At 39.3% G+C, this 23,067-nt stretch carries 18 protein-coding genes and 1 other RNA gene; 5 read left to right on the forward strand and 14 right to left on the reverse strand.

The features are described from left to right. The first annotated feature begins 14 nt into the window (after positions 1-14). The 4 genes from sucA to sucD all read left to right on the forward strand — a co-directional run bounded on the left by sucA (position 15) and on the right by sucD (position 6,331). Positions 15-2,825, forward strand: coding sequence for a 2-oxoglutarate dehydrogenase E1 component (gene sucA / locus ICJ55_RS08520; RefSeq protein ID WP_188156416.1), 2,811 nt, complete (start codon positions 15-17; stop codon positions 2,823-2,825). 114 nt (positions 2,826-2,939) lie between these two features. Further along, a complete protein-coding gene (odhB, locus tag ICJ55_RS08525) occupies positions 2,940-4,169 on the forward strand; it encodes a 2-oxoglutarate dehydrogenase complex dihydrolipoyllysine-residue succinyltransferase (RefSeq protein WP_188156417.1) in 1,230 nt (409 codons plus the stop codon). Between the two features lie 123 nt (positions 4,170-4,292). Then, positions 4,293-5,453, forward strand: a complete 1,161-nt coding sequence (gene sucC / locus ICJ55_RS08530; protein ID WP_188156418.1) for an ADP-forming succinate--CoA ligase subunit beta — start codon at positions 4,293-4,295, stop codon at positions 5,451-5,453. An 8-nt stretch (positions 5,454-5,461) separates the two neighbouring features. Continuing rightward, positions 5,462-6,331: a succinate--CoA ligase subunit alpha gene (gene sucD, locus ICJ55_RS08535; RefSeq protein WP_188156419.1), complete on the forward strand. Its 870-nt coding sequence runs from the start codon at positions 5,462-5,464 to the stop codon at positions 6,329-6,331. A 102-nt stretch (positions 6,332-6,433) separates the two neighbouring features. Here the strand turns inward: sucD and pepT are convergent, their stop codons facing one another. The 13 genes from pepT to ICJ55_RS08600 form a co-directional block, all read right to left on the reverse strand. After that, positions 6,434-7,663, reverse strand: a complete 1,230-nt coding sequence (gene pepT / locus ICJ55_RS08540) for a peptidase T (protein ID WP_188156420.1) — start codon at positions 7,661-7,663, stop codon at positions 6,434-6,436. A 327-nt stretch (positions 7,664-7,990) separates the two neighbouring features. After that, positions 7,991-9,436: an alanine/glycine:cation symporter family protein gene (locus tag ICJ55_RS08545; protein WP_188156421.1), complete on the reverse strand. Its 1,446-nt coding sequence runs from the start codon at positions 9,434-9,436 to the stop codon at positions 7,991-7,993. A gap of 103 nt (positions 9,437-9,539) precedes the next feature. After that, a complete protein-coding gene (locus tag ICJ55_RS08550; RefSeq protein ID WP_188156422.1) occupies positions 9,540-10,553 on the reverse strand; it encodes a nickel/cobalt transporter in 1,014 nt (337 codons plus the stop codon). After that, positions 10,544-11,185, reverse strand: a complete 642-nt coding sequence (locus ICJ55_RS08555; protein ID WP_188156423.1) for a DUF1007 family protein — start codon at positions 11,183-11,185, stop codon at positions 10,544-10,546. Before ICJ55_RS08555 ends, ICJ55_RS08550 begins: the two co-directional genes overlap by 10 nt. A gap of 58 nt (positions 11,186-11,243) precedes the next feature. Further along, positions 11,244-11,623, reverse strand: an RNA gene (gene rnpB, locus ICJ55_RS08560) — RNase P RNA component class A. A gap of 122 nt (positions 11,624-11,745) precedes the next feature. Next, positions 11,746-12,033 carry a 50S ribosomal protein L25 gene (gene rplY, locus ICJ55_RS08565; protein ID WP_025236087.1) on the reverse strand — a complete coding sequence of 96 codons (288 nt, stop codon included), beginning with the start codon at positions 12,031-12,033 and terminating at the stop codon, positions 11,746-11,748. 141 nt (positions 12,034-12,174) lie between these two features. Beyond that, positions 12,175-13,089, reverse strand: a complete 915-nt coding sequence (locus ICJ55_RS08570) for an ATP-grasp domain-containing protein (protein WP_188156424.1) — start codon at positions 13,087-13,089, stop codon at positions 12,175-12,177. Further along, positions 13,086-13,811 carry an oxygen-insensitive NADPH nitroreductase gene (gene nfsA, locus ICJ55_RS08575; RefSeq protein ID WP_188156425.1) on the reverse strand — a complete coding sequence of 242 codons (726 nt, stop codon included), beginning with the start codon at positions 13,809-13,811 and terminating at the stop codon, positions 13,086-13,088. The genes ICJ55_RS08570 and nfsA overlap by 4 nt, the downstream gene beginning before the upstream one ends. Before the next feature lie 15 nt (positions 13,812-13,826). Then, on the reverse strand, positions 13,827-14,600 hold the full coding sequence (mtgA, locus tag ICJ55_RS08580; protein WP_188156426.1) for a monofunctional biosynthetic peptidoglycan transglycosylase: 774 nt from the start codon (positions 14,598-14,600) through the stop codon (positions 13,827-13,829). Next, complete coding sequence (gene trpR / locus ICJ55_RS08585) at positions 14,601-14,909, reverse strand: trp operon repressor (protein ID WP_188156427.1); 309 nt, start codon at positions 14,907-14,909, stop codon at positions 14,601-14,603. A 108-nt stretch (positions 14,910-15,017) separates the two neighbouring features. Further along, positions 15,018-15,659: an outer membrane lipoprotein periplasmic chaperone LolA gene (lolA, locus tag ICJ55_RS08590; protein ID WP_188156428.1), complete on the reverse strand. Its 642-nt coding sequence runs from the start codon at positions 15,657-15,659 to the stop codon at positions 15,018-15,020. Positions 15,660-15,778: 119 nt separating this feature from the next. After that, complete coding sequence (gene polA, locus ICJ55_RS08595; RefSeq protein ID WP_188156429.1) at positions 15,779-18,634, reverse strand: DNA polymerase I; 2,856 nt, start codon at positions 18,632-18,634, stop codon at positions 15,779-15,781. A gap of 120 nt (positions 18,635-18,754) precedes the next feature. Continuing rightward, a complete protein-coding gene (locus ICJ55_RS08600) occupies positions 18,755-20,149 on the reverse strand; it encodes a YdgA family protein (protein ID WP_188156430.1) in 1,395 nt (464 codons plus the stop codon). Between the two features lie 222 nt (positions 20,150-20,371). Between ICJ55_RS08600 and ICJ55_RS08605 the strand changes: the two genes are divergently transcribed. Continuing rightward, a complete protein-coding gene (locus ICJ55_RS08605) occupies positions 20,372-21,367 on the forward strand; it encodes a transferrin-binding protein-like solute binding protein (protein ID WP_188156431.1) in 996 nt (331 codons plus the stop codon). A gap of 84 nt (positions 21,368-21,451) precedes the next feature. Here the strand turns inward: ICJ55_RS08605 and ICJ55_RS08610 are convergent, their stop codons facing one another. Next, a complete protein-coding gene (locus ICJ55_RS08610) occupies positions 21,452-23,017 on the reverse strand; it encodes a sialidase family protein (RefSeq protein WP_188156432.1) in 1,566 nt (521 codons plus the stop codon). Positions 23,018-23,067 lie beyond the last annotated feature (50 nt).

Genomic DNA, 23,067 nt, shown 5'->3' on the forward strand with positions numbered 1-23,067 from the left:
TAGGTCAGGTCTTTATGCAATATAAACATTTTGATGATTGGATTTCCTCCTCTCCTTTCGGCGGCTCAAACCAATCTTATGTCGAAGAAATTTATGAACAGTACTTAGAAAATCCGGCAAGCGTTGATGAAAGCTGGAGAGGTATTTTTGATTCATTCCCTAAAACCTCTCATATTGAACAACCTCATTCAAAAGTGCGTGATTATTTCCGTAAATTAGCACGCGAACAGCAACCACAATCTGTAACTGTTATTGACCCAGAAGCAGGAGCAAAACAGGTTCGTTTACTTCAATGGATTAACGCACACCGTATCAGAGGCTATTTAGAAGCAAAACTTGACCCTATCAACTATTATCGATGGAAAACCTCCAGCGTGCCTGAGCTAGATTACAAATATCACGGCTTTACCGATGAAGATCTAAATGAAACCTTTGCCGTTGGTCGTTATGTTTATAATAAAGAAACAATGAAGCTCAGTGAGCTCAATGAGGCATTAAAAGAAACTTATTTAGGTCCTATCGGCTTAGAATTTATGCACGTTCAAGACATTGAACAGCGTAACTGGTTACAAGCTAAAATGGAGAGTGTATTAAATAAACCACTTTTCACCAAAGAAGAAAAACTCAATTTACTCACTGAATTAACGGCTGCTGATGGTTTAGAACGTTATCTAGGAGCGAAATTCCCGGGTGCAAAACGTTTCTCTTTAGAAGGAAGTGACGCCTTCATTCCGATGATGAAAGAGATTATTCGCCACGCTTCTCGTCAGGGTATGACAGATGTTGTGCTTGGTATGGCTCATCGTGGTCGTTTAAATATGTTGGTGAACGTTTTCGGTAAACGCCCTGCAGAACTCTTTGATGAGTTTGCCGGTAAACACGCTGATGAAAGCCGTACGGGCGATGTGAAATACCATCAAGGTTTCTCATCTAACTTTGCAGTAGATGATAAAAACGTCCATTTAACCCTTGCGTTTAACCCGTCTCACTTAGAAATTGTCAGCCCGGTAGTTATTGGCTCTGTTCGTGCAAGACAAGAACGTATGCGTGATACCTCACACGAAAAAGTGCTTGCAGTAACCGTTCACGGCGACTCTGCAGTTGCAGGGCAAGGTGTGGTGCAAGAAACATTAAATATGGCAAATGCTCGTGGTTATAAAGTAGGCGGTACTATCCGTATTGTGATTAATAACCAAATCGGCTTTACAACGTCAAATCCGAACGACACTCGCTCAACCGAGTTCTGTACTGATATTGCAAAAATGATCCAAGCACCGATTATTCACGTAAACGGTGATGACCCGGAAGCGGTTGCTTTTGCAGCAAGAATGGCAGTGGAATATCGCACTAAATTTAAACGTGATATTTTCATTGATTTAATCTCTTATCGTCGACACGGTCATAATGAAGCCGATGAACCATTAGCAACCCAGCCGATGATGTATAGCATCATCAAAAAACACCCTACACCACGTAAAGTGTATGCTGACCGCTTAATTGAAGAAGGGGTATTAACCAGCGATCAAGAAATTGAAATGCTCAATCTTTATCGTGATGCCTTAGATAATGGCGAGCGTGTTGTGCCGGAATGGCGTGAATTAGATATGGCGGCAGTGGATTGGTTGCAATATCTCAATTATGACTGGACTGCACCTTATGAGAGCAAATTCCCGGAAGATCGCTTCTTAACTATTGCTAAGCGTGTTTGTGAATATCCGGAATCATTGAAAGCTCACTCTCGTGTTGAGAAAATCTACGCTGATCGTAAAGAGATGTACGAAGGTAAAAAATTATTCGACTGGGGAATGGCAGAAACAATGGCGTATGCGACCTTGCTTGATGAAGGCACACACGTTCGTTTATCAGGTGAAGATGCCGGTCGTGGTACATTCTTCCATCGCCACGCCGTTATTCATAACCAAAATGATGGTACAGGCTATGTTCCATTAACACAGTTACACGCAAATCAAGGTCGTTTCCAAGTATGGGATTCCGTACTTTCAGAAGAAGCGGTTCTCGCCTTTGAATATGGCTTTGCGACAACCGATCCGAAAACCTTAACCATTTGGGAAGCCCAATTTGGTGATTTCGCGAATGGAGCACAAATTGTAATCGACCAATTTATCAGCTCGGGCGAACAAAAATGGGGCAGAATGTGTGGCTTAGTGATGCTTCTTCCACACGGTTATGAAGGTCAAGGTCCTGAACACTCCTCTGCTCGTGTTGAACGTTATTTACAACTTTGTGCACAACAAAATATCCAAGTATGTGTGCCATCAACACCGGCTCAGGTTTACCATATGTTACGTCGCCAAGCAATTCGCAAAATGCGTCGTCCACTGGTTGCAATTACACCAAAATCACTACTACGCCACCCTCTTGCGGTTTCAACATTTGATGAATTAATTAACGGTACATTCCAAAATGTAATTGGCGAAATTGATGATATCTATCCGAAACAAGTGAAACGTGTGGTAATGTGCTCGGGTAAAGTTTACTACGACTTAATTGAAAAACGCCGTGAAAATAACCAAACAGATGTTGCGATTATTCGTATTGAACAACTCTACCCATTCCCACTTGACGAAATGAAACAAATTCTTGAACCTTACGCTCACGTTACTGACTTTGTATGGTGTCAAGAAGAGCCTTTAAATCAAGGGGCGTGGTATTGCAGTAAGCATAATTTTGAAGCATCTATTCCGGAAGGGGCAAAATTAACTTATGCAGGTAGAGCTGCTTCTGCTTCACCGGCAGTTGGCTATCCATCGCTTCATAACAAACAGCAAAAACAACTTGTTGAAGATGCTTTAACGATTGCTTAAAAAGATGGGCGTAGCTAATACGCCCTGCAAGCGGTTCATTTTCAACAAAAATTTACAAATTTGATTATAAAAGGTGTACCACATACATCTTTATTAAAAGAAAAGGATAATAAGATGGCAATTGAAATTTTAACTCCAGACCTTCCCGAATCAGTGGCTGATGCAAGTGTTGCGACTTGGCACAAAAAAGTGGGCGATCGTGTAAAGCGTGATGAAATTCTCGTCGAAATTGAAACCGACAAAGTTGTTTTAGAAGTGCCTGCTACAAGTGATGGTGTGCTTGTTGAAATTACACAAGCGGAAGGTGCAACGGTGGTGTCAAAACAAGTTTTAGGTAAATTAGATACTGCACAAGCAGGCGATATCAGCTCTGCCACTATTGAACAAAAAACAGAATCTACCCCATCGGATCGCAAACACGCCTCTATTGAAAACAGCCACGCTAATGCAGATGATCAAGGTCCTGCCATTCGTCGTTTACTAGCCGAACACGATTTACAAGCTGCTGATATTCAAGGTAGTGGTGTAGGTGGTAGAATTACCCGTGAAGATATTGAAAAAGAAATAGCTAAACGTGTACAGCTCAACCAAGTAAAAGAATCAGCAACCAGTCAAAATACGGTAAGTACCGTTGCATTCAGCAGCCGTAGCGAAAAACGCGTTCCGATGACCCGTTTACGCAAGCGTATTGCTGAGCGTTTACTTGAAGCGAAAAATACAACAGCAATGCTAACTACATTTAATGAGTTAGATATGCAGCCGATTATGAACCTGCGTAAAACCTACGGCGAGAAGTTTGAAAAACAACACGGTGTACGTTTAGGCTTTATGTCGTTCTACATTAAAGCGGTAGTTGAGGCTCTTAAACGTTACCCCGAAATCAATGCCTCTATTGATGGCGATGATGTAGTTTACCATAACTACTTCGATGTCAGCATTGCGGTTTCAACGCCTCGAGGCTTAGTAACGCCAGTGTTGCGTGATTGCGATAAAATGAGTATGGCTGATATCGAGAAGAAAATCAAAGAGCTTGCCGAGAAAGGTCGTGATGGTAAATTAACGGTTGAAGACTTAACCGGCGGTAACTTTACTATCACTAACGGTGGTGTATTTGGCTCATTAATGTCTACTCCAATTATCAACCCGCCACAAAGTGCGATCTTAGGTATGCACGCCATTAAAGATCGCCCTGTAGCCATTGATGGGCAGGTAGTTATTCGCCCGATGATGTACTTAGCATTAAGCTACGACCACCGTTTAATTGATGGCAAAGAATCTGTTGGTTTCTTAGTGACTGTAAAAGAGTTATTAGAAGACCCAACTCGCCTGCTTTTAGAAATTTAATCTAAAATTTGACCGCTTGTATTTAGCTACAAGCGGTCTATTTTTACTTATTTTTTACAAATTTTAGTTATTTAAATTCACACAAGCAAAGAAAAGTAGTATAAAAACCAACGAGGAAACTCTATGAATCTACACGAGTATCAAGCAAAACAAATATTTAAACAGTACGGGCTGCCTGTCAGTGAAGGTATCGCTTGCTTTTCTGCAAATGAAACCGCAGAGGCAATCTCACAACTAAAAGGTGAAAAATGGGCTGTAAAATGCCAAGTTCACGCAGGTGGTCGGGGCAAAGCCGGTGGTGTAAAACTAGTGAGTAATGCTGATGATGCCAAAGCCTTTGCTAAACAATGGCTAGGCAAACGCTTAGTTACCTTCCAAACAGATGCTACCGGGCAACCGGTTAATACAATTTATGTGGAAGAAACCTGCAATATTGACCGTGAATTATACTTAGGTGCGGTGTTAGATCGCTCTGCACAAAAAGTGGTATTTATGGCATCAAGTGCGGGCGGTATGAACATTGAAGAAGTGGCTGAAAAAACACCTGAATTAATCCATAAGGCAACAATTGATCCTCTCACGGGTGGTCAGGGTTATCAAGGGCGTGAGTTGGCTTTTAAATTGGGATTAAAAGGTGATGAAGTCAAACAATTTGCGGATATTTTTGTAAAACTGGCGAAGTTATTCGTCGAAAAAGATTTAGCCTTATTGGAAGTCAATCCGCTTGTTGTTACCAAAGAAGGAAAACTACTCTGCTTAGATGCAAAAATGTCTATTGATAGCAATGCTCTTTACCGTCAGCCAGAACTTAAAGAGCTACAAGATCTCTCACAAGATGACGAACGTGAAGCCGAAGCGGAAAAATGGAGCTTAAACTATGTTGCTTTAGACGGTAACATCGGTTGTATGGTAAACGGTGCAGGTCTTGCAATGGGAACGATGGATATCGTCAAACTCTACGGTGGCAAACCAGCTAACTTCCTAGACGTAGGCGGTGGTGCAACCAAAGAGCGTGTTGCAGCAGCATTCAAGCTGATTTTATCAGACCCAAATGTAAAAGCGGTTCTGGTTAATATTTTCGGCGGTATCGTACGTTGTGATTTAATTGCTGACGGTGTAATTGCGGCAGTAAACGAAGTGGGCGTGAACGTGCCTGTTATCGTCCGTTTAGAAGGCACAAATGCGGCACAAGGTCGTGAAATTTTAGCAAATAGTGGGCTGAGTATTTTAGCAGCATCATCACTAAAAGAAGCGGCTGAATTAGCGGTAAAATCTGCAAATTAGGAGGAAAAATGTCGATTTTAATTGATAAAAACACAAAAGTAATTTGCCAAGGTTTTACCGGCGGACAAGGCACATTCCATAGCGAACAAGCTCTCGCATACGGCACACAGTTAGTCGGTGGTGTTTCGCCTAATAAAGGTGGCACAACACATTTAGGCTTACCTGTATTTAATACTGTGCGTGAAGCAGTAGAAGCAACAGGTGCAACCGCAACCGTTATCTACGTACCCGCTCCGGGCTGTAAAGATGCCATTTTAGAAGCCATTGATGCAGGTATTCAGTTGGTTGTTTGTATTACCGAAGGCATTCCAACACTGGATATGCTTCAAGTGAAACAACGTTTAAACCAAACAGGCGTTCGAATGATTGGTCCTAACTGCCCGGGCGTGATTACTCCTGATGAATGTAAAATCGGCATTATGCCGGGCAATATCCACAAAAAAGGCAATATTGGGATTGTTTCTCGCTCTGGCACATTAACCTACGAAGCGGTAAAACAAACCACCGATGAAGGTTTCGGGCAATCTACTTGCGTAGGTATCGGTGGGGACCCAATTCCAGGCTCTAACTTTATTGATATTTTAAAACTGTTCCAAGAAGATCCTGAAACCGAAGCGATTGTGATGATTGGCGAAATTGGTGGTTCAGCAGAGGAAGAAGCTGCTGCTTTTATTAAAGCTAACGTAACTAAACCTGTTGTAAGTTATATTGCAGGCGTTACCGCACCAAAAGGAAAACGTATGGGGCACGCAGGTGCAATTATCAGTGGTGGTAAAGGCACAGCTGATGAGAAATTCAAAGCCCTTGAAGATGCCGGTGTAACAACAGTAAGAAGCCTTGCTGAAATCGGCTCAGCCTTACGCAAAATTTTAGGCTAATCTTAATATTCAAGCGGTCTAATTTGTGGATTTTTTTGCAAATTAGACCTCTTGTTTATTGGCATATAGTTTGCTAATTATACTTTTTGTTTAGTCTTGAGATCAGCCCTTAGCTGCCAGTTGAATTAATTTTAATGTTAGTTCACAAGATTTCACAAAAGATGGGATTGGCAAAAATTCAAATTTGGAATGAAAATTATGTGCTCCGGTAAAATAATTCGGGGTCGTAATACCTTTGACTGATAATGCAGCACCGTCCGTACCTCCACGCATCGGTATCACTTTAGGGGGAACACCCATTTCTTCCATTGCTGCAAATAACAAATCAATGGAACGGCGATCTTCCGTTAAGCTATTCGCAATGTTACCGTAGATATCATTGATTTTGCACTCTATTTTCGCTCGAGGATAACGAAGCTGTATTTCCTCCACTGCGTTTTCTATAAAAGCCTTACGCTTTTCAAAAGACTGTTTATCAAAATCACGTATCGCAATACGCAACGTGGCTTGAGTATAATTTGCCTCCATTCCGTTTATCCACCAATAGCCTTCTTTATTTTCAGTGCATTCCGGAGTTTGGTTACGATCAAACAAGCTAATGAGATCCTGTGCCACTAAAATCGGATTTAATAACACACCTTTCGCCGACATTGGGTGTGCACTTACCCCTTGAATTATTACTGTTGCCGATGCCGCATTAAAGTTTTCATATACAACCTCACCTAATTCGCAACAATCAATCGTATAAGCAAAATCCGGTTTAAATTTAGTTAAATCTAATAGCTTTGCTCCACGTAAACCAATTTCTTCATCAGGCACAAATGCTATGTAAATATCTCCGGTCGGGATTTGATCTTCTTTTAAAATCGAAAGTGCCGTCATAATATTAGCAATTGCTGCTTTATTATCTGCACCCAATACACTAGTCCCATCACTGAAAATAATCTCTTGATTCAAATAAGGTAAGATTTCAGAATGCTCGCCTACACGAAGCCAAATATTTTCATTGTCATTTAATTGCAGATCTTCCCCATAAAAAGTTTTAATTTGCGGGTGAATATCCGCTGAAAGTGCTACATCCACCGTATCTAAATGAGCAACAAAACCAATCGGTACAGCATTTTTCAATGTTCCTTGCCAAATAGCAGTTACATTAGCGTGTGCATCAATTTCTACATTTTTCAATCCAAGCTGCTTTAATTCGTCTGCCAGTAAACGGGCTAACTCCCATTGTCCTTCGCTACTCGGTACAGTGGTTTCCGATGCTTTACTTTGGCTACTTATAGATAAATAACGAAAAAAACGTTCTACTAGCGGTTGTTGTAAATCCATCTTTATTCTCCCTATTATTGTCAAATTAAGGATAGTATAAACATAACAGTTTAGCTAAATGTATTCAATTTATAGTGTCGATAGAGTTGAGATAAATCACAATAACTTCATTTTTATCCGCTATTGAACGTCTAAACGCTGTTATAGAATATTTTTCCGAGAAAAACAAAATGCAATTAAACTTAAAGAATTCAAGGGGAAAAGTAAATTTTGGGGGGCTATTAGAGAACATTCTATTATGCAAAATAGTTAATTTCTTATGTTTCTAAAAGAGGCTTAAAGCCCCTGTATAAGCCTTAAACCTCTTTTATCTATTATGCTTTAATATTACTCTTTTGATTTCCAAATAAGTGGATCAACACCTTTGTGAATTAAATCTTGGTGTTCTTCAATTCTAAATACCGGCTCTTTGCCTTGTTTTAGTTGGCGGATATAGTCTTTCATAATAATCCACACAATAGGTGCAAGAATTAAAATTGCGACTAGATTGATGACCGCCATTGATGCCATTACGGTGTCAGCAAATGCCCATACAATGCCACCATCTCGAACTGCACCAAAATAAACGAAGAATAATACAATTGCACGGAAACTCCACACAAACCACGATGTGTTTTTAATGTAACGAATGTTAGTTTCTGCATAAGCGTAGTTACCGATAATTGAGGTAAAACAGAAAAGGAGGATAACAAAGGCTAAGAAGTGCAAACCAAACTCGCCTAAGTGGAATTGTAATGCTGTTTGGGTAAGAGAGATGCCTCTTAAACTTTCCCCACCATAATTATCAGACATTAAGATAATAATTGCAGTACAGGTACAAACCACAATTGTATCGACAAATACACCTAACATTTGAATTAAGCCTTGACTTGCTGGGTGTTTAGCATCTGATGTTGCCGCTGAGTTTGGAGCAGAACCCATACCAGCTTCATTTGAGAACAAGCCACGCTTAATCCCCATTAACATCGTTTTTGAAACTAATGCCCCGAACATACCGCCTGCTGCTGCCGAGAAATCAAAAGCACTTTCAATAATTAAACCGATAATATGTGGTACTCGTTCAATATTCATACCTAAAATAATAACGGCAATAATGAGGTAGAATAATGCCATCATTGGTACTACTTGTGCAGACACTTTACCGATACGTTTTACCCCACCGGAAATAATAATTCCGGTAATCACTACTAAGGTAACACCAACATAAACCGGATTCCAATCCCACGCATTTTTGGTTGCTTCTACAATAGAATTTGATTGCACTGCATTGAAAGCAAAACCAAAGGTAAAAATTAAGGTAACTGCAAATGCAATCGCTAGTGAAGGAAGTTTTAAACCGCGAGTGATGTAGTAAGCTGGTCCACCACGAAACATACCATTCGGATCTTTGGTTTTATATAATTGAGCTAAAGAAGATTCCGCAAATGCAGAACTCATACCCATTAATGCTGTTACCCACATCCAGAAAACGGCTCCCGGACCACCTAATGCAATCGCAGTTGCCACCCCACCGATATTACCTACGCCAACACGGCTTGCCAAACCCGTCGTAAAGGCTTGGAAAGGGGTAAGAGACTGACCTGAAGCAGAACGCCCTCCCCACATTTCACGCAAACTTTGTGGCAGAAGACGAAACTGCACAAAACCAGTTGTTATGGTAAAAAACAGTCCTGCACCCAGTAATAAAATAATAGTAATATCCCAAAGGGGGGCATCAATCGTATTGACTACCCAAGTGAGAATACCTTCAAAAAATAAAATAATAGAATCCATAAAAGACCTCTTAATTAAAATAAAAGCGAGCTAGTTTACCTGATTTTCTCTTTTTAAACAGTTTTTTTGATAGTTTCTATAATAATTTTTAATCTGTATCAAATTAACGTCTAAATAAAATCCCTGTGCTAGTATCAATAAAGCTACTATGAAGTAGCATAACAGCAAATAAAATCAGTGCTATTCCCAAGCTAAACTTGAATAATCGAACCACATTTCTATTCACTTGCGCAGAAAAATACCAACCACTTACTTTAACCGCTTTATTCCTTGCCACAATCACTAAATAAGCAAATAGGCTCAAGGTAAAACCTGTTCCGATTGCCATTACTAAGGCTGAAATTACGCCCCAAACATAAAGATCTAAAGTATAAGAGAGGAATAAGACTAAAATTGCCCCAGAGCAAGGTCTCGCACCAATACTTAAAATCAACATTAGCTGTGTTTTCCAATCTTTAGCTTTCTGCATTTCATTTGAGGTAGGTAAATGCTTATGTCCGCAGCCACAATGTTCATCGTGAATGTGATACGTATGCTGAACAAGCGGTCGTTTTTGCGGAATTTTTTGCACAATGGGTTGTTGTACCACTTGTTGAGAGAACCGAATTGATTTAATTTTAGGCTTGCTCACTTTCTTTGTTTCTTTGAAAACCTGATAGCACCAATAAAGCCCAAGCAAAATCATCATCGCAAAGCTAGCACGCTCTACCCATTTCAAAGTTAAATTAAAATATTGGCGGGAAAGTGTAAAAATAACCACAATCACAGTAACGAGCAAAACCGCCACTAATCCTTGCACTAAAGCTGAGGCGAAAGTAATTTTCATTGCCTGATTGAGCTTCGTTTTTTCAAGAGAAAGGTAGCTCGTTAGAATAAACTTACCGTGCCCGGGACCTACAGCGTGAAATACGCCATATAAAAAGCTGATAAACACTAAGGTAAGTCCGGCTTTAGTCTGATTATTGTTCAATGCATTTAACGAGCCGGAGAGTTCTGAATTGAATACCTTTTGCCACTCCATCACTTTAAAGAGCAAAATCGGATACAGTTGATAAAGTGCAAAAAATGCGAGAAATCCGACCGCTAGTATTCCCCATTGTTTTGACTTCAATCGCATACAATCTCCACTTTCTGTGCAAATTGTGCCCCTAATGAATAATCTTCATTATCAGGCATATCGGGTGATTGGGTTTTATCCAAACTTGAAGCATATAAACGCAATTTATTATCTACTTGTGGCTGTATTAATGCCACGTTGCAGCTGGTATTGTTAATACTAATCTCATTAGCATGGTTGTATTCCATTGCAATATAATAACTTGGCTCATAAGTCGAAAATCTTGCCTTATTTTGTTTCAAATCATAAGGCTTACTTAAATGGAAAGTAATATAAAACACAACTCGATTATTTTTGATTTCAAAACGGGTTTCTGTCGGTTGAGTGGTAAATTTTATCGGCTGATTTTTACTATCGTACAACACACTGAAATAATGGTTTTGCAGGGCGGATTGCACCATTTCTGCGGTAATATCTTTACGCGTTTTCTCTTTATCCGCACTATTATTCATCTCATAAATCAATTCAGAAGAGGCAATTTCATCAAGCATCCATTCCATTTGGAATGATTTCAACATTGTGCCGTCTACAATCACTTTATTTTTTAGATCGACAAACGAATGCGGGTGAGAAAACGCATAGCTAGAACATAATGTAGATAATGTAATAACGAAAGATTTTAATAATTTCATATTCATTCACTATAAAAATAAAAAAGCGAACAAGTTGCCCCTGTTCGCTTTCAGAAATTTGGTGAGTCGGTCGATAAGCCGAGTTCTGTCGTGGACAATCATTCCTCTAGGCGTATATTTACACATACGCTCAAGCAACCTACCCGAACTCTCGGCGGGCAACCGATTGAGTTCCTATTTGGTCTTGCTACGAGTGGAGTTTACCCTGCTGCCGAATGTTACCACCGGCACGGTGTGCTCTTACCACACCCTTTCACCCTTACCTGCCGAAACAGGCGGTCTGCTCTCTGTTGCACTGGTCGTAGGCTCACGCCCCCCGGACGTTATCCGGCACTCTGCCCTGTGTAGCTCGGACTTTCCTCTCGTTTACTTGTCCCCCAGTTCTCGTTTTCACGAATTTAGAGGCTTCAATAAACCAGCGATTGTCTAACCAACTCAGGAGCAAGTATAGCAGATTCGCAAAATTTTGCAAAAATTTAACCGCTTGCACCCTATTAGAAATGCAAAAAAGGATTAAGTTTCAAAAACTTAATCCTTTTCTTTAATTCACTAACGAGCGATTACGCACGTTTGAAGTCTAAGTGAACTAGTTTTGGTTTAGTTGGGTGGCGTTGAATCGCTTGTACTTTAACTTGCTCTTCTTTGCCCGCAACAACGATAGTTAAAACTTCGTTGTAGAACGCATCGTGTACTTGTGCGTTGTTTACATCATCGTGGTTTAAGATGATTGATACAGGTTCTGCACTACCACCGTAGATGATTGCAGGAACTTGACCATTATGACGCAGGCGGCGGCTCGCACCCTTACCTTGCGTTGAACGAACTTCAGCTTCAAATTTGAATGACATTGTTTTATTCTCTTAAATATTGGGATTATCCCGTTAATAGAAAAACAGCAGGCGACCCAGCTGTTTGTTAAAAAACTTCGGCATACCAAGAGATATGCCGAGTGCGTATTTTACTGAAATTGGCGAGAAATGCAACGTAAATTACGATAATTTGCGGATTTTCTCTATAAAATAGTTCACCATTTCTCTCGCAATATTGACTTCATTCACTTGCTCAATGCCTTCAAAGCCCGGACTTGCATTGACTTCTAAAATAACTATCCCATTGTCTGCCCGCAAAAAATCCACGCCTGCAACATCAAGCCCTATCGCTTTGGTTGCTTTAATTGCTAATGCGATTTCCTCTTTGGTTAATTCAATACGTTGAGCAATTCCGCCTTGATGAAGATTGGATCGAAAATCTTTTGCCGAATTATTTCTACTCATTGCAGAAATTACTCTATCACCAATCACAAAAGCACGAATATCTTGTCCTTTAGCCTCACTGATGAATTGTTGACATAGATAAGGCTCATCAACTTGCCTAAAAGTTGATAATACCGCTTCCGTATTGCTTTTATTTTCAAACAGCATTACCCCATTACCTTGCGAGCCATTCAGCACTTTTGCAATAAGTGGAAAAGTGAAATAATTTAATTGAGATTTAACAGACACTAAATGCCCGGCGAAGTTGGTATTCGGAACAGGCAAATTATGTTCAGCTAATTTTTGCAACGAACGCCACTTATTTCGGGCTAAAGCGAATGCTTCCGAATGGTTCAAAACAGGAATACCTTTAGCCTCAAAATGGCGTAACACTGCACAGCCCATTTCCGTACTACTTGTACCAAAACGAGGTAAAATACCATCGTAATCCTTCAATAAAACAGGTTCAGAGCGATGTTTATCGTAATTTTCTCCTTCTTGGTAAAAAATCTCAAATTTTCCATTATTTAGAGAAAGTAACATTCTGTTAGGATCTAAAATATCCAGTTCGATCCCTCTTTCTACACAGGCTTCTTTAATTCGTTTGCAACTATATAAGCGAGGCTCACGACATAGCATTAGCCATCTCATTTTTTCAATAATCCTTTCTGATTAAAAAACGGCAGAATATGCGGTCGAACCGGTTTATCTAAAGTTTTATGAATTGCAGCTTGCCATTGCTGAGGTTCGCCGATTCTCGCTTGGTAGTAAGCGGTCAAATTTTCGTTATATTTTGCAAATTCTACCTCATCAAAAGGCTGATACTGATTAGTATGACAAATCAAAGTGTTTGGTAAACGAGGTTTTAAATCAGGATCTTGTGCAGGATAGCCCAAACACATTCCGACTAATGGTACACAGTATTCAGGCAAATTTAATGCTTCGGATACACGTTTAATATCATTACGCAATGCACCAATATAAACACCACCTAACCCTAAAGACTCTGCTGCTAACAGTACATTTTGAGCAAAAATTCCCGTATCAACCGCTCCAATAATAGACACTTCCGCCCATTCCAATTGCGATTCCGGCACAAGCTGTTTGTGTTTATTAAAATCAATGCAGAACACCAAAAACTCTGCACAATCAGCTACATATTGCATACCTGAAACCTCTGTTAAGGTTTCACGAATTTGTTTATCCGTTACACGGATAACGCTTACGCATTGTAAATGGTTAGAGCTTGAATCCGCTTTCCCCGCATTAATTAAGGTCTGAAATACCTCTTCTGAAATCGGTTGTTCGGTAAATTTACGAATCGAACGATGAGATAAAATCGTTTTAAGTGTCGCTTTGCTTTGTGTTGTCATATTTATTCTTCCCACCTAAAGTTTGTCTAAATAATTTTTTCCATCAAGTTGGTTTACTTGACGCATAATCCACGCTTGACGTTTTCGCATAGTTGGTCCGGGCTTATCCACTTTAAACACATTCGGATTAGGTAACGAGGCGGCTAATAATGCGGCTTCTTGCAAGCTCAAATTTTTTGCTGATTTCTTGAAAAAATGTTGAGCAGCTGCTTCAACACCAAAAATCCCGTGCCCAAATTCTGCAATGTTGAGATATACCTCTAAAATACGGGATTTTGTCCAGATATTCTCAACAAAAATAGTCAGCGGAGCTTCAATGCCCTTTCTTATCCAGCTTTGACCGTGCCATAAAAACAGGTTTTTAACCGTTTGTTGTGAAATGGTTGAACCTCCACGCACTTTGCTGGATTTTGCATTCAGTTTTAGGGCAGTTTCAATCGCAGTAAGATCTAAACCAAAATGGCTTTCAAATTTCTGATCTTCCGAAGCAATCACCGCCATTTGCATCTGCCAAGAAATGTCATCAAGGCTTACCCAATCTTTTTTGATGTTATAGGTTTTTCCTTGCAGTATATTTTCAACTTTTTTCTGCACCATATAAGCCGAATACGGTACGGGCAAAACAGAAAAAAGCAAAGTCCCTATCAAGAAAAAACTTCCGAAAAAAGTAAATAAACGGCTAACCCCAAACCAGAGCCAAGCTGATTTTGATTTAATTTTTCGAGGAATAAAAAAAAGCCCTATTTTCTTCAAAAGAGAGCTTAGAAAACGGTTGTTACGCTTTGCCATTTACTTCATACCGTTAAGTTTAGCATTTACCCATTGCAGGAAATTCGGGTCTAGTGTTTTAAGCATATTCGAGCCACGTGTAATGGTTGCTGCACTGGTATTCAAATTTTGCTGAATTTCACGTTGTGAATCTTCAGCTTTTAATAAAGCCTGCACAATTTGAACTCGCAATCCCAAAGATTCTCTCTCATCGGCGGTCAAAAACATCGAGAAAAAGAGCTCCAATCTATCTTCAGCAACGGCTTGTTTAAGCAAAACTAAAAATTGCTCCCACTCTTTTGGATCTCGTTGATTATAAAGCGTTTTCATTGATATTCCTTAATATACAAGAATATACAAGCGGTCGTATTTTACTCGTTACGCTCAAACGCAAGTATTTGTGTAAAAAATTTACTAAAAAAGACCGCTTGTATTACCTTATTTTTTCGATTTCTTGCCACCACGTTGATCATCTAACTCAGCCCCTTTCGGTACACTGAATTTGAATAAGTCATTTGAAACACCGCCTGTGGTAATGTTACGCAACACATAGAGATTGCTCTGTCCATCACGCTCAATGGTGCTGAAACCTTTTAATAAACCGCTTTGGTCGATACGCACATCAAACTGCTTTAAATTACTTTTTTTCGATTTTGGTTTTAATACGAACGTATCGGCATTTTGAGTTACGTCATATTGATCCCAATGGTTTTTATCACTGCTGGTTAAAAGCACAAACGGTGTATTGTTCACTGCATCTTGCACTGTATTTACCGTTACTTGTAAAACAAATGGGTCGTAAAACCATAAATCTTTACCGTCAGAAACAATTAAATTTTCTTGTGGCGATTTTGTATCCATTCTAAATAAATTCGGGCGTTTTACTTGGAATTTACCCTGCCCTTTTTGGATCTCTTTCCCTTTGCTTGAACGGACAGTTTGATCAAAATCCGCACTATATTGGCTAACTTGCTCTAAACGACGTTGCAATTCCGCTACCGATTGTGCATCAGCAAACACTGTGCCTGTTAAGCCTAATAAAGCTAAACCAAATACTGATTTCTTGAATAATGCTTTCATCTATTTTCCTTATTTATCAAAAAAGATTTGTTCTTCTTTGACAATGAAATTTTGAAAAGTTTCATATTAACGAACTACTACAACAATACATTAAAAAGGGATAATTGTATAGCGTTAGATTAATGAGCCTCGTCCCAATTATCGCCAATGCCAACTTCAGCAATTAATGGCACTTTAAGCGAAATAGCTTTTTCCATTTCTGCTTTGATTAGCTGGCTATAATGCTCGATTTTATCGGCTTTCACTTCAAACACCAATTCATCGTGTACTTGCATAATCATTTTGATTTCATCATCGCCGTGAATAGCTTTATCAATGCCGATCATCGCAACTTTGATAATATCCGCCGCCGTGCCTTGCATTGGTGCATTAATTGCCACTCGTTCTGCCGCTTTACGCAAAATAGCATTGCTTGATTTAATATCAGGTAAATATAAACGACGACCGAATAAAGTTTCTACATAGCCTTTTTCTGCGGCAACTTCACGAATATCCGTCATAAACTGCTGTACTGCCGGGTAACGTTGGAAGTAGAGATCCATATATTTTTGAGCTTCAGCTCGCCCAATCCCCAATTGGTTTGAAAGCCCAAATGACGACATTCCGTAAATCAGCCCGAAATTGATAGCCTTCGCACTGCGACGTTGTTCGCTAGTAACATCCTCTAATGCCACACCAAAAATTTCTGCTGCCGTTGCTCGGTGAATATCTTTACCCTCAGCAAAGGCTTTAATCATTCCTTCGTCATTCGCCAAGTGAGCCATAATGCGTAGCTCAATTTGGGAATAGTCGGCTGCGACAATTTTATAGCCTTCTCTTGCCACAAAAGCTTGGCGAATACGTCTGCCTTCTTCGTTTCGGATCGGAATGTTCTGTAAATTCGGATCACTTGACGAAAGTCGCCCTGTCGCCGTTACTGCTTGATTGTAAGAGGTATGTACTCGCCCTGTTTTTGCATTAATCAACTGAGGTAATTTGTCTGTGTAAGTCGATTTCAACTTACTTAAACCACGATGCTCCATTAATAATTTCGGCACAAGATGACCTTGTTGAGCTAATTCATCTAGCACTTCCTCGTTAGTTGAAGGAGCTCCTTTCGGGGTTTTCTTCAGTACCGGTAAGCCTAATTTATCAAACAAAATTTCTTGTAACTGCTTAGTTGAAGCAAGGTTAAACACTTGCCCTGCTTCGGTGTGAACTAGCTGCTCAACTTCACTTAAGCGTTTTTCAATTTCTGCCGATTGCGTTAATAATTTCTTCGGGTCAATCAATACGCCATTGCGTTCGACGCGAGAAAGCACGCTAACCAATGGCATTTCGATTTCGTTAAAGAGTTTTACCAATTCAGGCTCTTGTGATAATTTCTGCCATAGCACTTGGTGCAGTTTCATCGTTACATCGGCATCTTCGGCAGCATATTCCGCTGCTTTGGCGATCTCAATTTTATCAAAAGTAAGCTGATTTTTGCCTTTACCTGCTAACTCTTCAAACGGAATGGTTTTATGCCCTAAATAACGGTAAGCTAAGTCGTCCATATTATGACGACCTGTGCTGTTTAGCGTGTAGGATTCGATCATCGTATCAAACTCAACACCTTGTAGCTCAATGCCGTAGTTAGCAAAAATAGTTAAATCATATTTAATGTTCTGCCCGATTTTTTTAATGGCACTATTCTCTAAAATCGGCTTGAGTTGGGTTAAACAAGCGGTCAAATTTAGCTGATTTTTTACCAATTCGTCTGCGATTTCGGTTTCTGCTTCATCATCGCCAAACATATCCGCTTGTTGTGGCAGGGCTTTTTGCTTATGCCCAAGTGGAATATAGTAAGCCTCGCCATTTTCAAGGGCAAAGGAAATTCCCACCAAATTGGCTGACATAGAATCTAAACTATCCGTTTCGGTATCCACCGCAATGATATTGGCTGATGTAAGCTTTTCAATCCAAGCCGCTAATTTTGCTTCCATGTCCACCGTTTCATATTTGCTACGGTCAATAGCAATAGGATCTGCAAAATTTTCCTCATTTTTAACCGCTTGCGTTGCTTGGTAATTATTCGGCACTTTTTCAGCTGGAGTTTGTGTAACAGGATTCGCATTGTTATTTACTTCATTTAACCAACGCTTAAATTCATAATGCTCAAATAATGTAGCAAGCTCTGCACGATTTTGTGCTTGGGTTAAAAGTTGATCGTGGGTAACGTCTAATTCCACATCAGTTTTGATGGTGGCGAGCAGGTAGGATAAATCCGCATTGGCTTTTTCTGCCTCTAATTTCGGGGCAAAGTTTTTTGCCCCACGAAACGAAAGTGTCGCAATCTGATCTAAATTTTCATAAATCTGTTTAAGGGAACCAATCCCTTGTAATAAGGCTAACGCCGTTTTTTCACCCACACCTTTTACACCCGGAATATTATCGGCGGAATCGCCCATTAGGGCTAAGAAATCGATAATCAACTCGGGCGGAATGCCATATTTTTCGATGACGCCTTCACGGTCAAGCAAAGTGTTGTTCATCGTATTTATCAACATAATGTGATCGTTCACCAGTTGTGCCATATCTTTATCGCCTGTACTGATTAACACGTCTTTGCCATCTTTGGCAGCTTGCACGGCAAGGGTGCCGATCACATCGTCCGCTTCTACCCCTTCAATGGAGATCAGCGGAATACCTAAGGCTTTGATAATACGGTGTAATGGCTCAATTTGAGGGCGTAAATCCTCAGGCATTGGTGGTCTGTGTGATTTATACTGTTCAAATAATTCATCACGGAAGGTTTTGCCCTTCGCATCAAATACTACCGCAATATGGCTTGGGTTTACTTGTGAAATCAAGCTTTTTAACATATTCAATACACCATACATTGCCCCTGTTGGCTCACCAAAACGGTTACTTAGCGGAGGAAATGCGTGAAATGCTCGATATAAGTAAGAAGAACCATCCACCAGCACCAGTGGATTTTTTGCGATAGTTGCCATAAAAAATCTCTTGAAAATCAAATAAATATTGGCGTTATTATACAAGAATAGTGAAAGAAAGGGATAAAAAAAGCGTATTTCAGCCATAGCTAAAATACGCTTTCTATCTGATATTTACGATTATTGACCGAACGAGCCGGCTCCCATCATAATCACAAATAACGCCATTTGAATTTCATCTTCGGTTAATTCACGACCATTTAAGATTAATTTCTCATTCTCAACCGATAATTCAATCTTCACGTTATTTTCATCTACTTTTCTTAATCCGTACTGTTCAACGCCTGCATTCAGAAAAGCCGCATCAACTTGTTGTTTGGCAAACCTTTTTGCCTCTTCTTCGCTCAATTTCTCTGTAACCATTGAGATTTGGCGAATAATATCTTCTGCATATTCACGGTTGATATTTGAAGTAAATTTACTACTTGAAAGAGCTTTTAATACCTCTTGCATATTGCTCATATTTTGTGGATCAAATTGAGCCATATTCAATAATAAAGCTAAATTAAATTTACCTTTGCTATTTTCAAGTGAGAAGTTATTAATATGGAACTTCACCGATTTTGCCAACAACTGCATTAAAAGTTCATCTTCAAATCCTTCAGGACTAGATAATAAAGGCGTAATATCGTTGGTTAATTTAGCATCTAAATCGTATGCCATATCCATTTTTAATTTACCCAGTTCAATACCTTCAATGTTGAAAGAAGCCGCCTCTAAATCTCCTGTCGAAATCACACGCTCGCCTTTTAATAGGTTATCGCCTTTAACCACAATATCTTTAATTTGAGATAATTTGCCATCTTTAGACTTAAACTCAATAGCGTTGATTTTTCCACTTCCTTTGCCGAAAGTTAAATTAGGGTAACTTTCATTACTTTCAGTTTGAACATCATAAACTATACCTTGAATTTGCAAATCAACTTCTTCTGCTTTTATTTTAAAACTCTCTAGCTCAACAGTGCTATCAATGCCTTTTAATTTTTGGTCGTAACTATATTGCACTTTGACAGGGGTTGTTTCAATAGTGCCTGTTTCATCGCTATATTTAATTGGCGAGAAATCAAAATATCCTTTTGTATCTCCAGAATAGCTGATATTAGCCACCCCCGAACCAATTTGTTCACCGACAAATTTTTTAAATATCTCTGGTCCTTGAAGGCTATTTTCCATACTCATCATCACAGGAGCAAAATTAAACTTCGCTAAACGATTAAGCGGTAGCGGACCGTGATGAAGTTTATCATTACCGATAAAATCTAATTTTTTACCATCGCCAAAATCCACTTCTAAACGATATTTCGCATCAGAACTAAAGAAATGGCGATCAATTTGCACATCTTTGAGCTCAATATTTGCTCCAAACTCGCCACTTAGTTGCTTAAGTTGGTTATTGGCTTGAACGACTAATGCTTGATATTTTTCTTCAACTTGTTTGCCCGTATACCAGCTACCGCCAACTAGAGATACACCAATTACCGCTACAACTGAAAGAGCAATTTTGCTTAATTTCATAATTTTCCTTTATCTGTAAAAAATATTAAAAAAATGATCGCTTGTTATTTACCGACATATCATTTTGCAAGTTTAGATATATCGTAATTGAGTTTACCATAAATAAAAAATGACTTATATCACTGAACTTAACAAAATAGTGTAAATTAATAAAACTCGCTTGATTATTAAGATAAAAAGCATACAATTTAAGTGATTATTTCTAACTTAACGAGGTTCGATATGAAAAAAACAAATGTTGCATTAACCATTTTAATGGCTCTTGGTTTAGTGGCTTGTGGTAGCAGTGGTAGCAATAGCAACACTACTGATAATAAACAGGTATCACCAGTACAACCTGCTCAACCAGCACAACCTGCTCAACCAGCACAACCTGCTCAACCAGCACAGCCTGCTCAACCAGCACAGCCTGCTCAACCAGCACAACCTGCTCAACCAGCACAACCTGCTCAACCAGCACAACCTGCTCAACCAGCACAACCTGTTCAACCAGAACAACCTGCTCAACCGGCTCAACCAGAACAGCCTCCAAAACCAGATGATTTATTGCCACAGGAAGAAACTGCCTACACTCAAAACTCTCCTACCGTTGGTGGTATATTTACCATTCCTAAAAATAGTGGGGGCATTGAAACAGGTCATTTAAACTCGCCAGATACTGAACTGACAACACTTCTAAACGTTGAAGGTAAACAAATCCCACTTTCAAGACCCGGTTTAAATGGTAATAAGATAAACATTGAAGATGCAAACAGCACATTAATAGTTCAAAAGGGCACTAATACCTTAATTGCTTTTGTTCAGCAAAATGACTTAGAAAATCGTTATTTGTTTAATGCCAATATAAATCAGACAAAAAATATGCCTAAAGAAGGTGCTCTGACTTATAAAGGACACAGTTTCAGCCTGTATGCTAAAAATGATAAAGCAGGTAAACTTGACACTATTGATGATAATGGCTTAGCCGAGTTTACAGCTGACTTTAACCAAAAAACCTTAACTGGTACAATTAAATCATCTTTGGAAAATAGTGGTTTTGAGCCTGTCGAAATTTCAGGCAACATTACTCAGAACACATTCTCTGGGAGTAAAAACTATGTGAGTGTGCAGGGTGGCTTCTTTGGCGAGAATGCTGGAGAATTAGCTGGTGACTATATTCGTAAGGGTGATGACCAACAAAATGCTATTGGTGTATTCCGAGCAGAAAAATCTCAATAACAATTAACTTTCTTTCAAAGACCGCTACAAGCGGTCTTTTTATATTTACAAGAATTAAATAAATAATAGTCTTTTAGCAAAAATTTAGAAAAACGACTGCTTGTAGTTATTTAGCCTATCATCTTTTAATATCTGTTCAACCTCTAAGCGAACATATCTGATCTCACCACCCACTTTTTCATAAAGTAAACCGACTTTTCCGTCCGGCAACTCTGCAATGCTACTGTAGCCAAAAGTTTCATTATCATCAGTTATCTGAATATAATCTTGCCAATCAATGGTATTATCTGACTTGATTTCACCAATCCAAACTCTTCCATTAATGCGTTTCCACATTTGCTTAGAATGAGCGTTAGAAAGCAGTACATACTCTTTGTCGTTAATTTCTTTTGAATATTTTATTGCTGATAATTGCGTGTAGGAATTGAGTAACTCCGCATCAAATTCGCTACTTTGCCACGTCATACCTTCAGTATTACTGGTAGACACCAATACATTGCCTTTATTGGTACGGGTAAAAAGCATTATTGTGCCGTCATTCAGCTCTACAATATGTGATTCACTCGCCTTATAAGGGGCTTTGTTACCACTAAATTTAACCGGTGTTTCTCCCATTACCCAAGTTTCTCCGCCGTCCTCACTTTTAATTATCGCAGTGAGTTCATTATCATTTTGGTCAATAAAATAAACCGGCACTAATAATGAACCGCTTTCTAACTGTACACCTGTACCAGGACCTGTGCCGAGAAATTTCATCGAATCGGTTTTCAGCTGTGGGTTTAAATCAATCGGATTCGACCACGTTTTGCCGTTATCATCGCTGTAAATAAGCCATAAATAACTCGTCTTCTGTACTGTAAATGGGGCGGAACGATTAAACTCTTTTTGCGAAGAAAGAAAAATATTACCTTGGTAATTTGCTTCATTTATCTCGCCTAAATAAACATCACCTAAGTCTCGATAGGCTTTATAAGGATTGCCTCGAGTTACTACTTGGTAGTCTGTTGGATTGTTTTGGGTATCATACACTCGACCTAAAGTATGGCTTTGCTCTCGCAAAGTATAGGTCTGATCTTTACCAATCAGTTTCAAAAAGGCTTGACCATCAATGTTAGTGTAACCACTACCTAACGCATTGGCTGGGTTAGCAGGCTCTCTTTTGCCGTGATAAGTAATATGACTATGAATGCCACTCGATTCGGGGTACATATCCACCAATAAGAAAATGCGTTCGGAATTTTTGTCTTGCACCATCACAGGGTCAATAACAAATGCCGATTGGGTATTTTCAAAATTAGGAGCATTGTAGGGCTGCTCAATTAAATCGATCACGACTTGGTCGTTCTGCCAAGTTTTGCCGTTATCCAAACTTCGACGGATAACTAAATCAATATTACCCCAATCCTTATTATCAAATTGATGTTTATCAATTGCCGCTAACACAATGCCGTCTTCGGTGGTTAATAGCGAGGGAATACGGTAATTTTTTGCCAATTTATTCGCCACAAAAAGGGGCTTTTCTTGCCCAATAACAATATTATTCGCAATTTCCAGTTCCTCACCATAAGCATTCACTGCTCCAGCCGTCTGCTTGGCAAAACTGTAAGGTAAACATAGGCAGAATAAACAAAAAACGATAATAGGTTTCATAATATCTCTATTCAAAATTAAGCGGCGTATTTTAGCTTAATGTATTAATT

Source organism: Mannheimia bovis, from assembly GCF_014541205.1.
GTDB lineage: Bacteria > Pseudomonadota > Gammaproteobacteria > Enterobacterales > Pasteurellaceae > Mannheimia > Mannheimia bovis.

Bases quoted from the DNA above. Each gene is read 5' to 3' on its own strand.
- sucA (WP_188156416.1), top strand. From the start codon at position 15: ATGCAATATAAACATTTTGATGATTGGATTTCCTCCTCTCCTTTCGGC.
- odhB (WP_188156417.1), top strand. From the start codon at position 2,940: ATGGCAATTGAAATTTTAACTCCAGACCTTCCCGAATCAGTGGCTGAT.
- sucC (WP_188156418.1), top strand. From the start codon at position 4,293: ATGAATCTACACGAGTATCAAGCAAAACAAATATTTAAACAGTACGGG.
- sucD (WP_188156419.1), top strand. From the start codon at position 5,462: ATGTCGATTTTAATTGATAAAAACACAAAAGTAATTTGCCAAGGTTTT.
- pepT (WP_188156420.1), bottom strand. From the start codon at position 7,663: ATGGATTTACAACAACCGCTAGTAGAACGTTTTTTTCGTTATTTATCT.
- ICJ55_RS08545 (WP_188156421.1), bottom strand. From the start codon at position 9,436: ATGGATTCTATTATTTTATTTTTTGAAGGTATTCTCACTTGGGTAGTC.
- ICJ55_RS08550 (WP_188156422.1), bottom strand. From the start codon at position 10,553: ATGCGATTGAAGTCAAAACAATGGGGAATACTAGCGGTCGGATTTCTC.
- ICJ55_RS08555 (WP_188156423.1), bottom strand. From the start codon at position 11,185: ATGAAATTATTAAAATCTTTCGTTATTACATTATCTACATTATGTTCT.
- rplY (WP_025236087.1), bottom strand. From the start codon at position 12,033: ATGTCATTCAAATTTGAAGCTGAAGTTCGTTCAACGCAAGGTAAGGGT.
- ICJ55_RS08570 (WP_188156424.1), bottom strand. From the start codon at position 13,089: ATGAGATGGCTAATGCTATGTCGTGAGCCTCGCTTATATAGTTGCAAA.
- nfsA (WP_188156425.1), bottom strand. From the start codon at position 13,811: ATGACAACACAAAGCAAAGCGACACTTAAAACGATTTTATCTCATCGT.
- mtgA (WP_188156426.1), bottom strand. From the start codon at position 14,600: ATGGCAAAGCGTAACAACCGTTTTCTAAGCTCTCTTTTGAAGAAAATA.
- trpR (WP_188156427.1), bottom strand. From the start codon at position 14,909: ATGAAAACGCTTTATAATCAACGAGATCCAAAAGAGTGGGAGCAATTT.
- lolA (WP_188156428.1), bottom strand. From the start codon at position 15,659: ATGAAAGCATTATTCAAGAAATCAGTATTTGGTTTAGCTTTATTAGGC.
- polA (WP_188156429.1), bottom strand. From the start codon at position 18,634: ATGGCAACTATCGCAAAAAATCCACTGGTGCTGGTGGATGGTTCTTCT.
- ICJ55_RS08600 (WP_188156430.1), bottom strand. From the start codon at position 20,149: ATGAAATTAAGCAAAATTGCTCTTTCAGTTGTAGCGGTAATTGGTGTA.
- ICJ55_RS08605 (WP_188156431.1), top strand. From the start codon at position 20,372: ATGAAAAAAACAAATGTTGCATTAACCATTTTAATGGCTCTTGGTTTA.
- ICJ55_RS08610 (WP_188156432.1), bottom strand. From the start codon at position 23,017: ATGAAACCTATTATCGTTTTTTGTTTATTCTGCCTATGTTTACCTTAC.